The organism is Enterobacter sp. DTU_2021_1002640_1_SI_PRY_ASU_LCPMC_013, assembly GCF_032389435.1.
Lineage (GTDB): Bacteria > Pseudomonadota > Gammaproteobacteria > Enterobacterales > Enterobacteriaceae > Enterobacter > Enterobacter hormaechei_C.
In genome coordinates this window covers 3,033,499-3,049,051 of sequence record NZ_CP135594.1, presented here as the reverse complement: position 1 = coordinate 3,049,051, position 15,553 = coordinate 3,033,499, and the positions used below count along the sequence as shown (strand labels likewise).

13 protein-coding genes are annotated in these 15,553 nt (G+C 55.5%); 4 read left to right on the top strand and 9 right to left on the bottom strand.

What is annotated here, in order from left to right; genetic code table 11:
- Positions 1-10 precede the first annotated feature (10 nt).
- The 3 genes from rsuA to RS584_RS14610 all read left to right on the top strand — a co-directional run bounded on the left by rsuA (position 11) and on the right by RS584_RS14610 (position 2,554).
- Positions 11-718 (top strand): 16S rRNA pseudouridine(516) synthase RsuA, encoded by a 708-nt coding sequence (rsuA, locus tag RS584_RS14620; RefSeq protein ID WP_017383401.1) that lies wholly within the window; start codon positions 11-13, stop codon positions 716-718.
- A gap of 15 nt (positions 719-733) precedes the next feature.
- Positions 734-1,933, top strand: a complete 1,200-nt coding sequence (locus tag RS584_RS14615; RefSeq protein ID WP_017383400.1) for a Bcr/CflA family multidrug efflux MFS transporter — start codon at positions 734-736, stop codon at positions 1,931-1,933.
- 276 nt (positions 1,934-2,209) lie between these two features.
- Entirely contained in the window at positions 2,210-2,554 is a 345-nt protein-coding gene (locus RS584_RS14610) for a YejG family protein (protein ID WP_003859372.1), read from the top strand.
- 3 nt (positions 2,555-2,557) lie between these two features.
- On the opposite strand, the gene yejF is transcribed toward RS584_RS14610, so the two are convergent.
- The 9 genes from yejF to RS584_RS14565 form a co-directional block, all read right to left on the bottom strand.
- Positions 2,558-4,147 carry a microcin C ABC transporter ATP-binding protein YejF gene (gene yejF / locus RS584_RS14605; protein ID WP_315748106.1) on the bottom strand — a complete coding sequence of 530 codons (1,590 nt, stop codon included), beginning with the start codon at positions 4,145-4,147 and terminating at the stop codon, positions 2,558-2,560.
- Position 4,148: 1 nt separating this feature from the next.
- Complete coding sequence (locus RS584_RS14600; RefSeq protein ID WP_315748105.1) at positions 4,149-5,174, bottom strand: microcin C ABC transporter permease; 1,026 nt, start codon at positions 5,172-5,174, stop codon at positions 4,149-4,151.
- The gene (locus RS584_RS14595) at positions 5,174-6,268 is read right to left on the bottom strand and encodes a microcin C ABC transporter permease YejB (protein WP_003859369.1); all 1,095 of its coding nucleotides are present in this window, start codon (positions 6,266-6,268) and stop codon (positions 5,174-5,176) included. The genes RS584_RS14600 and RS584_RS14595 overlap by 1 nt, the downstream gene beginning before the upstream one ends.
- Before the next feature lie 9 nt (positions 6,269-6,277).
- On the bottom strand, positions 6,278-8,083 hold the full coding sequence (locus RS584_RS14590; RefSeq protein WP_315748104.1) for an extracellular solute-binding protein: 1,806 nt from the start codon (positions 8,081-8,083) through the stop codon (positions 6,278-6,280).
- Positions 8,084-8,158: 75 nt separating this feature from the next.
- Entirely contained in the window at positions 8,159-9,712 is a 1,554-nt protein-coding gene (locus RS584_RS14585; protein ID WP_315748103.1) for a cyclic di-GMP phosphodiesterase, read from the bottom strand.
- Positions 9,713-9,839: 127 nt separating this feature from the next.
- Positions 9,840-10,409 carry a bifunctional murein DD-endopeptidase/murein LD-carboxypeptidase gene (gene mepS / locus RS584_RS14580; protein WP_003859364.1) on the bottom strand — a complete coding sequence of 190 codons (570 nt, stop codon included), beginning with the start codon at positions 10,407-10,409 and terminating at the stop codon, positions 9,840-9,842.
- 415 nt (positions 10,410-10,824) lie between these two features.
- On the bottom strand, positions 10,825-11,538 hold the full coding sequence (locus tag RS584_RS14575; protein WP_023295065.1) for a phosphatase PAP2 family protein: 714 nt from the start codon (positions 11,536-11,538) through the stop codon (positions 10,825-10,827).
- Positions 11,539-11,571: 33 nt separating this feature from the next.
- Positions 11,572-12,558: a CobW family GTP-binding protein gene (locus tag RS584_RS14570; protein WP_017383393.1), complete on the bottom strand. Its 987-nt coding sequence runs from the start codon at positions 12,556-12,558 to the stop codon at positions 11,572-11,574.
- Positions 12,559-12,681: 123 nt separating this feature from the next.
- A complete protein-coding gene (locus RS584_RS14565) occupies positions 12,682-14,148 on the bottom strand; it encodes a fructuronate reductase (RefSeq protein ID WP_315748102.1) in 1,467 nt (488 codons plus the stop codon).
- A gap of 205 nt (positions 14,149-14,353) precedes the next feature.
- Between RS584_RS14565 and uxuA the strand changes: the two genes are divergently transcribed.
- Positions 14,354-15,544, top strand: coding sequence for a mannonate dehydratase (gene uxuA / locus RS584_RS14560; protein ID WP_015572308.1), 1,191 nt, complete (start codon positions 14,354-14,356; stop codon positions 15,542-15,544).
- Positions 15,545-15,553: the final 9 nt, after the last annotated feature.

Genomic DNA, 15,553 nt, shown 5'->3' with positions numbered 1-15,553 from the left:
AAAAGATTTCATGCGACTTGATAAGTTTATCGCTCAGCAACTCGGCGTAAGCCGCGCTATTGCCGGGCGTGAAATTCGCGCCAGCCGCGTAACCGTGGACGGCGACATTGTGAAAGACAGCGCTTTTAAACTCCAGCCTGAGCACCAGGTGGAGTATGACGGCAACCCGCTGACCCAGCAGAATGGCCCGCGCTACTTCATGCTCAACAAACCGGAAGGTTACGTCTGTTCAACGGACGATCCGGATCACCCGACGGTGCTCTATTTCCTCGACGAACCTGTGGCGCACAAGCTGCATGCGGCAGGGCGACTGGATATCGATACTACCGGCCTGGTGCTGATGACCGATGACGGCCAGTGGTCGCACCGCATCACCTCCCCGCGCCATCACTGTGAGAAAACCTATCGGGTGATGCTTGAGTCTCCGGTCTCGGATGACACGGCAGAGCAATTCGCGAAAGGCGTTCAGCTGCATAATGAGAAGGATCTGACCAAACCGGCGGTGCTGGAAATCCTCACCCCCACGGATGTCCGTCTGACCATCAGTGAAGGCCGCTACCATCAGGTGAAACGGATGTTTGCCGCCGTGGGCAACCACGTTGTGGGGCTGCATCGTGAACGTATCGGCGCGATTGAACTCGATCCAGACCTGGCCCCAGGGGAATATCGCCCGCTGACGGAAGAAGAGATTGCCAGCGTCGGGCTGCCTTCACGCTAAATTCAGGAGAACCCTGTGACCACCAGGCCACACTCGTCGTTTAAAATTGTATTTATCCTTGGCCTGCTGGCCATGCTGATGCCGCTGTCTATCGATATGTATCTGCCCGCGCTGCCGGTGATTTCCGCGCAGTTTGGCGTACCGGCAGGCAGCGCGCAGATGACGCTCAGCACCTACATTCTTGGTTTTGCCCTCGGTCAGCTATTTTATGGCCCAATGGCAGACAGCCTGGGGCGTAAACCGGTTATCCTGGGCGGGACATTGATATTTGCCGCGGCGGCGGTGGCCTGCGCGCTGGCGCAGAGTATCGATCAGCTGATTGTGATGCGTTTCTTCCATGGCCTGGCGGCGGCTGCGGCAAGCGTGGTGATTAACGCGCTGATGCGCGACGTCTACCCGAAGGAAGAGTTCTCACGCATGATGTCGTTCGTCATGCTGGTCACGACAATTGCGCCGCTGGTCGCCCCTATGGTGGGCGGGGCGGTCCTGGTGTGGTTCAGCTGGCATGCGATTTTCTGGATCCTGGCGATTGCCGCGCTGCTGGCCTCGGTGATGATCTTCGTCTTTATCGATGAAACGCTGCCGGTCGAGCGACGTCAGAAGTTCCACATTCGCACCACGCTTGGCAACTTTGCCTCGCTGTTTCGCCATAAGCGTGTGCTGAGCTATATGCTGGCCAGCGGCTTCAGCTTTGCCGGAATGTTCTCGTTCCTGAGCGCGGGGCCGTTTGTGTACATCGAACTGAACCATGTGTCACCCCAGCATTTTGGTTACTACTTCGCGCTGAATATTGTGTTCCTGTTTGTGATGACCATTATCAACAGCCGCTTTGTCCGGCGGGTTGGGGCGCTGAATATGTTCCGCGCCGGGCTGTGGATCCAGTTCGTGATGGCTATCTGGCTGGTATTGAGCGCGTTGCTGGGCGTCGGTTTCTGGGCGCTGGTGGTGGGCGTGGCGGCGTTTGTCGGCTGCGTGTCGATGGTTTCATCCAACGCGATGGCGGTGATCCTCGACGAATTTCCGCATATGGCGGGCACCGCCTCGTCGCTGGCAGGAACGTTCCGTTTCGGAATTGGCGCGATAGTCGGGGCGCTGCTCTCGACGGCGACGTTTAATACCGCCTGGCCGATGCTGTGGGCGATTGCCCTCTGCGCGACCTGCTCCATTCTCTTCTATCTTTACGCCAGCCGGCCGCGAAAGACGGCGCATAAATGACCACTTAAGGCCCGTGACGGGCCTTTTTGTTGACCCATATCAACCAACCCTCCGTTCGTTTACCCTGTGTTTGTTTCTTTTATGTAAAATCTATTTGTGTAAAAAGTCACATCATTGTATTTAAAAAGGTTGAGTTAGATCGCAGAAACGGGTACATATAGCGCCGACGCGAGCCTGCAACGCCTATAAAATCCGCTAAACAGTGCAGGTTGGCGATGATGTGTTACTATAAATGTAAATAAATTGTGAAGTAAATTTGCTTCCGGGGATCTGAACGTGAATACATTACAACTCTCGATTGTCCATCGCTTGCCCCAGAGCTATCGCTGGTCGACGGGTTTTGCAGGTTCGAAAGTTGAACCGATTCCGCAAAGCGTTGCCGGGGAGGATAATTGTCTGGTGGCCCTCAAACTGCTCAGCCCGAGCGATGAAAATGCGTGGCCGGTCATGGAACGTCTCAGCCAGGCGCTGACGGACATCGAAGTGGACAGCTCCGTGCTGGAATGCGAAGGTGAGCCGTGCCTGTTTGTTAACAGCCAGGATGAGTTTGCCGCCACCTGTCGTCTGAAAAACTTCGGCGTGGCCATTGCCGAGCCGTTCTCCGGTCAATATCCTTTCTGAGTGCTAGTCAGCGGACAATAGCTGGCGCGTGTAATCCTGCGTCGGCGCGGTGAATACGCGCTGGCACTCTCCCTGCTCAACGACTTCTCCCTGCCGCAATACCACCACCTGATGGCAAAGCGCACGCACCACCTGTAAATCGTGGCTGATAAAGATATATGCCAGCCGATGCTTTTCCTGTAGCCCCTTCAGCAGCGCCAGAATTTGCGCCTGCACGGTGCGGTCCAGGGAAGAGGTTGGCTCGTCCAGCACGATCAGCTCCGGTTTCAGGATCAGCGCGCGGGCAATCGCTATACGCTGGCGCTGTCCGCCGGAAAACTCAGCCGGATACCGGTGCCGGGTCTCGGGATCTAAACCCACTTCCGCCATCACCCGCATCACGTCGATTTCACGCTGTTGCGCCGTCATTGTCGGCTGGTGGACGCGCAGGCCCTCTTCAATAATCTGTAATACGCTCAGGCGCGGGTTAAGCGAAGAGTTTGGATCCTGAAATACCACCTGCAACCGCGGACGCACGGGAAGCATCATCCGGCGATTCAGGTTTTGCAGCGGCATGCCGTCAAAAACAATGCTTCCCTGAGAGGCGATCAGGCGCAGCAGCGCCAGGCCGGTGGTGCTTTTGCCTGAACCGGACTCGCCCACAAGCCCAAGCGATTCGCCCGGACGCAGAGCGAAGCTCATCTCTTTCAGAACATGATTGTGATCGACCACGCGACGCAAAATGCCTTTGCGGATCGGGAATGACACCGACAGCCCCTCAACCCTCAGCAACGGCGCGCTGTCAGCGTTAAGCGGAACCGGGTCGCCAGCGGGTTCGCTATCGAGCAGGCGCTGTGTATACGGGTGCTGAGGCGCGCTCAGCAGGGCGGATGCCCGGTTCTGTTCCACGCAGCGGCCGTTTTGCATCACGGCCACCGTGTCAGCGAGCTTTTTCACGATGCTCAGGTTGTGCGTAATAAACAGCAGGCTCATGTTCAGCTCGTCGCGCAGTTCGCGCAGCAGTTGCAGAATTTGTGCCTGTACCGTGACGTCCAGCGCGGTAGTAGGTTCATCGGCAATCAGCAGTTCGGGGCGCGTGAGCAGGGCCATTGCAATCATCACGCGCTGGCGCTCGCCGCCGGAAAGCTGGTGCGGGAAATCGTTCAGCCGTTTCGCCGCATTACGGATACCGGTGCGTTCAAGGCAGTCCAGAATTTCACCCCGCGCTGCCTCTTTACGCATTCCCCGATGAAGTGACAGCACTTCATAGAGCTGTTTTTCCAGGGTATGCAGTGGGTTGAGCGACACCATCGGCTCCTGAAAAATCATGGCGATGTTGTTGCCACGAATGCCGCGCAGGGTTTGCTCGTCAGCGTTCAGCAGCGATTGTCTATGGAACAGAATATCCCCCTGCGGATAGCTGACCGGCGGGGAAGGGAGCAGGCGCAGCACCGACAGCGCCGAAACGCTCTTACCGGAGCCGGATTCCCCGACCAGCGCCAGCGTCTCTCCGCGCTGGATCTGCAACGATAAATCCGTCACCACCGTGCGTGATTCGCCCTGTTTTGAAAACGCAATCGACAGGTTCTCTATGCTCAGAAGAGGCCGGGTCATGTCATACCGCCTTGTTGGGATCGAAGGCATCGCGCACGGCTTCGCCAATAAAAATCAGCAGGGAAAGGAGCACCGCCACGGAGAGGAATGCGGCGATGCCCAGCCAGGGGGCCTGGAGATTGTTTTTGCCCTGCAACAGCAGTTCGCCAAGGGACGGTGAGCCCAGCGGCAAACCGAAACCAAGAAAATCAAGCGACGTCAGGGTGGTAATGGAGCTGCACAAAATAAACGGCAGGAAGGTGAGGGTCGCCACCACCGCATTGGGAAGCATGTGACGGAAGATGATTGCGCCATCGCTCACGCCTAACGCCTGCGCAGCGCGAATATAGTCGTAATTCCGCGTACGCAGAAACTCCGCGCGCACCACCCCGTCCAGCGCCATCCAGCCGAACAGGACGGTGATCCCGAGCAGCCACCAGAAGCCAGGCTGTACCACGCTGGACAGCAGGATAATCAGAAACAGCGTCGGCATACCGGACCAGACTTCAATCACGCGCTGTCCCCATAAATCTATTTTACCCCCGTAATAGCCCTGCACGGCACCCGCCACAACGCCCATTACGCTGCTAAAGAGCGTCAGCAGCAGCCCAAACAGGAGCGAGATGCGGGTGCCATAGAGAATGCGCGCCAGCACATCGCCGCCGTTGGCGTCCGTTCCCAGCCAGTTTTGCGCGGAAGGCGGCGAAGGGAAGGGGGTGGACGTGGCGAAGTTAATACTGTTCGCGCCAAAACGAATCGGCGCCCAGATAGCCCAGCCGTGCTGCGCTATCTGTTCACGTAACCAGGGATCCTGGTACTCGGCTGGCGTCGCAAACGGGCCGCCAAAATCGCTTTCGCTGTAGGTGGCCAGCACCGGTACATACCAGCGGTCTTTGAAATGCACCAGCAGGGGTTTATCATTGGCAATCAGTTCCGAACACATACTTAAGGCGAACAGGACGGCGAAGATCCACAGCGACCAGTAGCCGCGACGGTTGTGGCGAAAACGCGCCCAGCGGGCCTGATTGACGGGGCTTAAACGCGACATCAGCGGCCCTCAAAATCGATACGGGGATCGACCAGCGTATAGCTGATATCGCTGATGATGTTCAGCAGCAGGCCGATCAGGGTGAAAATGTAGAGTGTGCCAAACATCACCGGATAATCACGGGAGACGGTGGCCTCATAGCCCAGCAGCCCTAATCCGTTGAGCGAGAACATCACTTCTATCAGCAACGAGCCGGTAAAAAACATACTGATGAACGTGGCGGGGAAACCGGCAATCACCAGCAGCATGGCGTTACGAAAAACGTGCTTCCACATGATCTGCTTTTCACCGACACCCTTGGCGCGCGCGGTGACGACGTACTGTTTGCGGATCTCATCAAGAAAGGCGTTTTTGGTCAGCATCGTAAGCGCCGCAAATCCGCCGATGACCGTTGCCAGCACCGGAAGCGTGATGTGCCAGAAGTAATCGGTGATTTTCTGATACCACGGCAGGGTGCTGAAATCCGCAGAGACCAGCCCGCGCAGCGGGAAGAGATCGAAATAACTGCCGCCGGCGAAAAAGACAATCAGCAGCACGGCAAACAGAAACGCCGGGATAGCGTAGCCGATGATAATGAATGTGCTGCTCCAGATATCGAAACGGCTACCGTTGTAGACCGCTTTTCGGATCCCCAGCGGAATGGAGACCAGATAAATAATCAGCGTCCCCCACAGTCCGAGCGTGATGGAAACCGGCAGGCTTTGTTTGATCAGGGTTAACACCGAGGCGCTGCGAAACAGGCTGTCGCCAAAATCGAAACGGACATAATCCCAGAGCATCCTGAAATAACGCTCGTGCAGCGGCTTGTCAAAACCATAGCGATGGGTAATCTCGGCGATCACCTCCGGATCCAGTCCGCGACCGCCCCGGTAGTGGCTTTCGCTGATGTTGCCCACGCCCGTCCGGGCATGGCTGGCCCCCATTCCTTCACCGCCGCCGCCCGGCATGCCGCCAGCGTGACCAAATTCTATTGCCGCAATTGCCTGGTCCACCGGACCGCCGGGGGCGATCTGGACGATAAAAAAGTTAATGGTAATGATGGCCCACAGCGTCGGGATCACTAACAGCAGCCGGCGGATAAGATAAGCGCCCATCGTCACTCCTTAACGCCGCTCTGCGGGCAGTTTTGCGGCTTTATTCACGTCATACCACCAGGTGTCAAAGCCGAGGGTGTAGACCGGGCGAACGGCAGGCAGGGAGAATTTATCCCAGCGGGCCACGCGATCTTCGCCCATATACCACATCGGCAGCATGTAATAGTTCCAGGTTAAGACCCGATCGAGCGCGCGGCCAAGCGGCAGAAGCTTGTTCTTATCGCCCTGAGCGGCGACAATTTTTGCAATCAGCGCATCAATCACCGGGCTCTTTACGCCCGGGGCGTTGTACGAGGAGTCGATATACCCCGATGCCCAGGAGATTTGCAGATCTGAACTCGGCCACGGCTGCGCGGCCCACAGGGTCTGCATCATGTCGTAATCGCGACTGCGCTTGCGGTTGGTTAACTGGGCCATATCGACCTGGCGGATATTCATGGTGACGCCAAGCCGGGCAAGGTTCTTCTTAAATGGCAGCACCCACTGATCGTTTGCGCCGGAGGCAATCAGCAGTTCGAAGCTGAGCGGTTTACCGGTTTGCACATTAACCCGTTGCCGATTTTTCAGCACCCAGCCAGCATCATCCAGCAGGTTGCTGGCTTTCAGCAGGTTGTCCCGGTCGAACCCGTTTCCGTCGGATTTGGGCGGTTCAAATACGCGGGTGAACACCTCCGGCGGGAGCTCCGCTTTCATTGGCGCCAGCAAAACCAGCTCGTCCGCGTGGGGATAATCACGGGCGGCATATTCAGTATTCTGGAAATAGCTGTTCGCCCGGCTGTAGGCTCCGTAAAACAGCGCTTTGTTCATCCATTCGAAATCAAACGCCAGGGTAATGGCTTCACGCACCCGACGATCGGAAAAAACCGGGCGCTGAATATTAAACGCCAGCCAGCGCGTGTCCTGCGCGGATTCGTTTTTGTGTTCGTCTTTAACGATATACCCTTTCGCGAAATTTTTTCCGATATAGCGGGTCGCCCAGTTTTTGGCGCTGTTCTCGACGCGTAAATCAAACGCGCCTGCCTTAAATGCCTCGAAGGCCACGTTATCATCCAGGTAGTAATCGTAGCGGATTGTATCGAAGTTCCAGCGGCCCCGGTTTACCGGCAGCGTGGCTGCCCAGTAATCTTTCACCCGGGAATAGATCACGTACTGGCCCATTCGCCAGTCGGTAATGCGATACGGCCCTCCGGCCAGCGGCGGGGTAGAGAGGGGATCGCTCAGCTTATGATTTTTCCAGAAGGATTCGGGCATGACGGGCAGGGAGAACAGGCTCAGCATATTCTCTTTGTTCGGCTCAGGGAGTTCGATTCGCACGGTCAGCGGGGCGATGGCTTTCACCGTGGTGCCCTTGTACACCAGACGAAACTGCGGCACGCCTTCGGTCATAAATTTATGAAAGGTGAATGCCACGTCACGGGCGCTAACCGGCGTACCGTCGTGAAAACGCGCCCGCGGATTAATCGCGATTTCTGCCCAGCTGAAATCATCGGCGTAACGCACGTTCTCAGCAACCAGGGGATAATAGCTGCCGGGCTCGTCGTCGGAGGTGACGAACAGCGTGTCATAGAGGGATTCGGTACGTGCTGCCGCCACGCCGCGCAGGGCAAAGCGGTTAAAGTTGTCAAACGTTCCCGTGGCGGAAAGCGTCACGTTTCCGCCTTTCGGAGCGGCGGGGTTGACGTAATCGTAGTGGTTAAACTTAACCGCGTACTTCGGCTCGCCAATGACGGCAAAGGCCGTGCTCTCTTTGATGGTCTGCGCCTGGCTCGACAGGCTCACCAGCGTCAATAGCGTCAACACAACGCGCATAATCATAGTGCGGCGGATCCCTTTGTTCACAGGCAGGCTCGGTTGAACAGAATAATAAGGGACAGCGCCGTGATTGTGAAATTATTCCCCGAGCGTGATGTCGGGTTGCCACGTCCTGAACTGCTCCAGCGGCATCGGGCGGCCGATCCAGTAGCCCTGAAGATAGTTCACGCCATGCTCGCGCAGCCACGCCGCCTGCTCCGGCGTTTCAACACCCTCGGCAACGGTTAACATATTCAGGCGTTCTGCCAGCGTCAGCACCGCGTCAAGCACTGGCGAGGTGACGGTTTCAGTCCCGATGGCATTCACGAAGCCACGGTCAATTTTCAGGTAATCCATCGTGAAGCGTTCCAGATAGATCAGCGCGCTGTGGCCGGTGCCAAAATCATCGATGGCGATTTCAAAACCTTCTACGTGCAGCCATTCGAATAGCTGATTAGCCTCGCGGTGGTTGATCATGTCGCGCTCGGTTATTTCCAGCACAATCTGGAAGTGATCGGGTGGAAGGGCGGCGGCAAACGCGCGCATATCCTCTTTAAAGCTTTCCGCATGCAGATGACCGGGCGCGATGTTGATCCCAAACTTGGCCCCAGGCGGGAGCACCGTTTGCAGGACAGGGGCATCGCGGATAATCAGGTCAAAAAGATGCAGCGTCAGCGGGACAATCAGCTTCTGCGCTTCAGCGAAATTAATAAAGGCATCCGGCGGAATTTCTCCCATCACCGGATGCTTCCAGCGCATCAGGACTTCCAGCCCGGTCATTTTGAGCGACTGCGCATCCACGACGGGTTGATAGACCACGTAAAACTGGTCGCGCTTGATGGCCGTGAGGATCTCTTTCCCCGGATTAAGACGGATAGTAAGAATATAGAAATTCAACAGGCCCGCCGCGATACCGCAGACCAGGCCGAAAAACAGGGCGTACAGCACTTCATCGGTCGTCCAGGCTTCCGCATAAACATGGATGGTCAGAGGCACATTTTTCAGCGTGGCGGTACGGACCGGGATATCAGGCAAATCACGCGCAGGGACCAGCGTTCCGGAATGGGTTGATAACGCATAATCGCCAATAATGATGGAAATACCGGCAAACTCATCCTGTCTTGAGGTGTAGAGGAGATAAGGAGTCAGGTTAAGATTAACGGAGGTAAATACACCGCCGTCCTTCACCAGTGGGTTGCGATACCAGATGGCAATCGCGGGCTTGTCCGGCAGCATAGGAGTGCCCGGCAGGAGCGCCATATCAACCTGTTTATTGATGTGCAGTTCAGGAATAAGCGCTTCCAGAGGGACATTCATCGGGCCGGTGGCGGAAGAGCAGTAGGCGTTTTTATCCCTGACCAGCAAAAAGGCGCGCACGTTGATGCTAAAGGCCGCCCGGGAGGTCAGGGCGGCACTCACTTCCTCGCAGCTGTTTAGCGTGAGTGGCTGGAGCGTATCAATCGACATTTTGAGCTCATCAAAATAGCTCTCCATGTAGACGCTTAAATCGGTAATAAGGGTATCGAATCTGACGTCTCGCTTGTGATAACTCCAGTAAAACTGTAATGCTCCCAGGAGCAGGGCAGTGAATAACCCCGTAAGGAAACTGAGAAACAGAATCTTGCGGTTGCTGGAGAAGTAGCGGGTAAACATAGATGTCGTGATTCCTGAAATGCCGCTGGATAGTTATCAGTGTAACGGGCAAAAAAAAACACTGCCGGAGCAGTGCTTTTTTTATCGTATCGCCAGCCAAGGGATAACCAACGATACGACAGCAATATTAACTACGGCTCAGAACGCGGCGAGCTTCGTTGTAGCGCTTCTTCCAGTAAGGTTCGTTCATGCTGGAAATCGTCACACCACTGCTGGTGGAAGCATGGACAAACTGATCGTTACCGATATAGATGCCAACGTGTCGACCGGTTGAACCCGCTCTGAACAGGACTAAATCGCCCGTGCGCAGTTTAGTGCGCGAAATGGATTTGCCCATTTCCTGCTGTTCATAAGTAGAACGCGGAAGGTCTAACCCAAACTGTTCACGGAACGTACGCTGTACGAATGCGGAACAATCGATGCCTTTCTTGGTGCTGCCGCCCAGACGGTAACGCACGCCTTTCCAGTCAGCATACTGATCCATAATACGCGACTTAACGTCGAGATTACGTACCATATTTTCAAATTCATCCTGAGAGGCTTGCAGTGAAGAGGAATCTTCCATTCCCACAACACGCGTCTCAGGATGCATATTCTTCGCGGTGTTCGTCGTACTACATGCCGAAAGCAGAACCGCCACTGCAATCGCCGGGATCCCCCGCAAGATATATCTCAAGATTGGTTGAGATTTGACCATTTTGTTTGTTTTCCCTTGAAGTCCTTAACGAAAATATCGTTATAAAAATGCCAACCGTGACGAGACTAATAATCTGTTCACAATGAGACAATTCTTTATGGTGAAAACTGTGGCTCAACGCACAAAATTATTCACCATGATAATAATTATCTCAGTGGGGCAAAACGAGTTCGAGGTTAACCGATTGCACGGGGTATTGCGAGCAAAAAAGTCCGTTTTTTTATAAGAAAATGTGATACACAAAGTTACAGCGCGGAATTGCTCAAAATGCCGCCATTCATATCGGTAATCCCTGCAATTGCTTCATTTTTATCACGAATTGTATGACGGGGTGATGACAGCGTTGAATGACGCCGAAAAGAAGTGACGCAGGGATCGAAAACGATCCCTGATGAATGGTGTTAATTTTCGTTATTTATTTGTTTCCAGCTTGTTTAAATTTGCCAGGAAGATAGCGATCAAAAATGCCTATTATGCGATCGCTGAGTGGGGTCATCAGCACCCACGGTAAACCAATTAACACCGCCGTGAGGGAGCCTACGGCGATATCTGTCAGCCAGTGAGCGCCAATCATCACCCGCGGGAATGCAAATACCACCACAATAACCAGGGCGATGGCGAAGGCTTTTTTACCAAAATAGCGCAGCATGAAGCCTGCAAAAATCAGCAGCATCATACCGTGGTCGCCCGGGAAACTGTCCTTCGAGGCATCTTTGGTTGGAATATGAAGCAGCTCGCTGACGCGGTTAATATTCGGGAAAAAGAGCGAAGGACTGGCGCGTTTAACCGGCATCAGATGCTGCGCCAGCTGGTTAATAATCACGGCCGTCAGCAGCATCACCAGGCCGATAATCAGAATACGGCGACGACCCGTTTTGTCTTCCTTCAGCCAGAAGGAGAGCATCAGACAGCCCATTGCCAGCAGCGAACAGCCGTCAAACGCGCGGTTGTTGGTGATCGCCACCAGCCACAGGAAGGCTTCACTCTTCGCCAGCGCCTGGTTAAAGAAGTGGAACAGCCCGGAATCCAGCGGGAACCAGAAACCGTGATCCGCCGGGATATACCAGGAGAAAAAGATCGCCAGGCCGGCAGCGTTGAGCAATAAAATAGCAGGAAGTCGAGTCGTCATAGTCTTCAGCAATGTGTGAAATCAGGGGCAACGTTAGCCGCCCAAACTTAAACGAAGCTTCAACAGGCTTGACTGGAGGGCATTCCAGTCGGTATTAACCGCACTAATTAACTCTATCCGGCTGTCGGGTGGCGCGACGTTCTGGGTTTCAATAAAGAAATCCTCGCCCTGACGGTTAATGCGCACCAGACCATCCGGAGTGCGCATGATCCCTTTTACCCGCTCAACCGGCGCGAGTCTCGCCCATTCCAGTATACCAATGGTGTCGAAAACCGTATCGGCATCGAAGATCCACCCGCAGGCCTGATGCCCCTGGCCGCTGTTCAGGTTGCGACGCCAGCGCTGATGCTCCGGCAGGCTCAGTGCAGCCAGGCCTTGCTTCGCGCCGTGGCTATGCGAATGCTCAGCGCTGGCAGGCAGTTGCGTCTGGTTGAGGCGGGGAAGGTCGAGCAGGGCGCCATCAATGTTGCCCTGGGTCGTCTGCACATACTGACGTCCACCGCCAGCCTGCTGCCACCAGGACTGGAACGCGGCCTGACTCTCAGCCGTCGCGCGATCGGATTTATTCGCCACGATAATATCTGCCGAGGCGAGCTGGTCGCGGAAATTGTCATTATTGATCGCTTTTTCATCCAGCAGCTGGCGGGGGTCGAGCAGGCAAAGCGTCGCACGCAGCTCAAGCCACGGCTCGTATACCGGGGCGGTCAGTAAATCAAGGATTTGCTTAGGATGCCCCAGCCCGGTGGGCTCAATCAGCAGACGGTCCGGCTTGCCCTGACGCAGCAGCGTATTCAGCCCGACCTGCATCGGCAGACCATTCACGCAGCACATACACCCGCCCGGGATCTCTTTCACCATCGCGCCGCTGTCGGCGAGCAACGCGCCGTCGATCCCCACTTCGCCAAATTCGTTGACCAGCACGGCCCACTTTTCCGCCGGGTCTTTATTGGCCAGCAAATGCAGAATGGACGTAGTTTTACCGCTGCCTAGAAAACCGGTGATCAGGTTGGTTTTGGTCACGTGCGCTCCGATAAATAATTGTGATGTAGTAACAACTATCTATCATCCTGACGAAAAAATCGGGCATTGAGAAGAGGGAGGGCGAACGGAGCACAAAACCGTTCGCCTTAAACGCAATAATCGCTAAATTTTTAACGTTTCGATAACGGCCTGGCGCGCGCCGAGCCGGACGAGGCGCTGGTACGCGCTGGTGATTGCCTCGACAAAGACAGGGTTTTGCGGCAGGTCGTCGCCAAAGATTTCATTTAGCGTCAGCAGGGCGCTAACGCGTTCTGCGTCGCTGCTGGTAGCGACAATGGCCTGAAATTTGTCGCTCAGCGGATCGCGTACGTCAATGGCGTTGCCCTGTTCGTCCGTACTGCTGACGTAGCGCATCCAGCCCGCCACCCCCAGCGCCAGTAATGGCCAGGCGGTGTTACGCTCAAGATGCATGCGGATCCCATCCAGCATGCGCTGAGGCAGCTTCTGGCTGCCGTCCATGGCGATTTGCCATGTACGATGCTGTAGGGCCGGGTTGGCGAAGCGGTCAAGCAGGCTGTCAGCATAGGCTGTCAGATCAACGTTGGTGATGCGCAGCGTAGGGGCCTGCTCATTCAGCATCAGCCTGCGGGCCGCCTCGCGGAAACTGTCGTCCTGCATACATTCATTTATGTGCGCGTAGCCGGCAAGGTAGCCCAGATACGCGAGGAAGGAGTGGCTGCCGTTCAGCATCCGCAGTTTCATCTGCTCCCAGGGCAGGACATCCTCAACCATCTGTACGCCTGCAACCTCCCACTCCGGACGCCCGGCGACAAAGTTATCTTCCACTACCCACTGAATGAACGGTTCACAGCTGATGGCGCAGGGATCTTCAACGCCAAGTTCCTGGGTGATTTCCGCGAGTGAGGCGTCGGTGGCGGCGGGCACGATTCGGTCGACCATGGTACCAGGGAAGCTCACGTGCGCCTCGATCCATGCGGCCAGCTCTGCGGAACGCTTTCCGGCCATGCCAAGAACGGCGTTTTTCACCACATGGCCGTTGTCGGGAATATTGTCGCAGGAGAGCACGGTAAACGCCGGCAGGCCCCGCTCGCGGCGGCGATGAAGGGCTTCAACCAGAATACCCGGCGCGGAATGCGGCTCAGACGGGTGCTCGAGATCGTGCAGTATGCGGCTGTTCCGCATATCCAGTTTTCCCGTCGCCGGATCGATGCAGTAGCCTTTTTCGGTAATGGTGAGGGAGACAATTGCCACCTGCGGTTCGCAGAATTTCTCGATAATGGCTGCCAGCGAGTCGAGTTTGGCGTTCAGGCACTCTTTTACCGCACCGATAATAATGGGCTGATTGCCTTCGGCACCTTTCTCCAGCACGGTAAACAGATGATCCTGCGCCCGGAGCTGGCCCATAAGGATATCGCCGCTAAAGAGGCTAATCTCACAAATTCCCCAGTCGCCTCCTTTGGCATTCAGTACCCGGTTTGTTAACAACGCCTGATGCGCCCGGTGGAACGCGCCAAAACCGAAATGGACGATGCGGGAGCGTAACTGCTCGCGATCGTAGCGGGGCTGCTGGACATGAGCAGGAAGCGCGGTGGAGGCAATAGTCTTCATGTAATACACACCTGATTAACCATTAATTAACAATGCCAGTGTAAAGTTATATGACAACAAATTAAATTGGTAAGCCGTAAATATCCCTGTTATGTGAGTTTGATCAATCAATGCCGTGTGCTGTATTGACCACTTCGATTAAACATGTATGGTAGTCGTCATTGAAGTAACATATATTGGTATAACAACTTGAGAGGGTGGGGCAATGGAACAAACCTGGCGTTGGTACGGGCCGAACGATCCGGTTTCTCTTGATGATGTGCGTCAGGCTGGCGCAACGGGTGTGGTCACGGCGCTGCATCATATTCCGAACGGTCAGGTGTGGCCGGTGGAGGAAATCCAAAAGCGTCAGGCTCAGCTGGCAGAGAAGGGGTTAACCTGGTCTGTTGTGGAAAGTATTCCGGTTCACGAAGATATCAAAACCCACTCCGGTGAGTGTGATACCTGGATTGCGAATTATCAGCAGAGCATTCGCAACCTGGCAGCCTGCGGTATTGATACCGTCTGCTATAACTTTATGCCAATTCTGGACTGGACGCGTACCGACCTGGAATATGAAATGGCCGATGGTTCGAAGGCGCTGCGTTTCGATCAAATCGCTTTTGCGGCTTTCGAACTGCACATTCTGAAGCGTCCGGGGGCGGAAGCAGACTACACCGCCGAAGAGCAGCAGCAGGCGCTGGCGTGGTTCAATGCCGCCAGTGAAGCGGACATTGAGAAGCTGGTTCGCAATATCATCGCGGGCCTGCCCGGTGCGGAAGAGGGTTATACCCTCGATCAGTTCCGCGCGCGCCTGGCGGAATATGGCGATATCGATAAAAACCAGCTGCGTGAAAACATGGCGCACTTCCTGCGCGCTATTGTGCCGGTGGCAGAAGAAGTCGGCGTGCGGCTGGCGGTTCATCCGGACGATCCACCGCGCCCTATCCTCGGCCTGCCGCGTATCGTGTCGACCATTGAAGATATGCAGTGGCTAAAAGAGACGGTGGATAGCATCTACAACGGCTTTACCATGTGTACGGGCTCGTATGGGGTGCGGGCGGATAACGATCTGGTGCGGATGATCGAAACCTTCGGCGATCGCATTCATTTCACCCACCTGCGTGCAACCTGCCGTGAAGAGAACCCGAAAACCTTCCACGAAGCAGCCCATCTTGGCGGCGATGTGAACATGGTTGCGGTGGTGGATGCCATTCTCTCTGAAGAGGTACGTCGTAAGCAGGCGGGGGATGTACGTCCTATCCCGTTCCGTCCGGATCACGGGCACCAGATGCTGGACGATCTGCGCAAGAAAACGAATCCAGGGTATTCGGCGATTGGCCGTCTGAAAGGGATGGCGGAAGTGCGCGGTATCGAGCTGGCGCTGAAAATGACGAAGTATCCTGAACTGCTGTAAAGGTTGTTG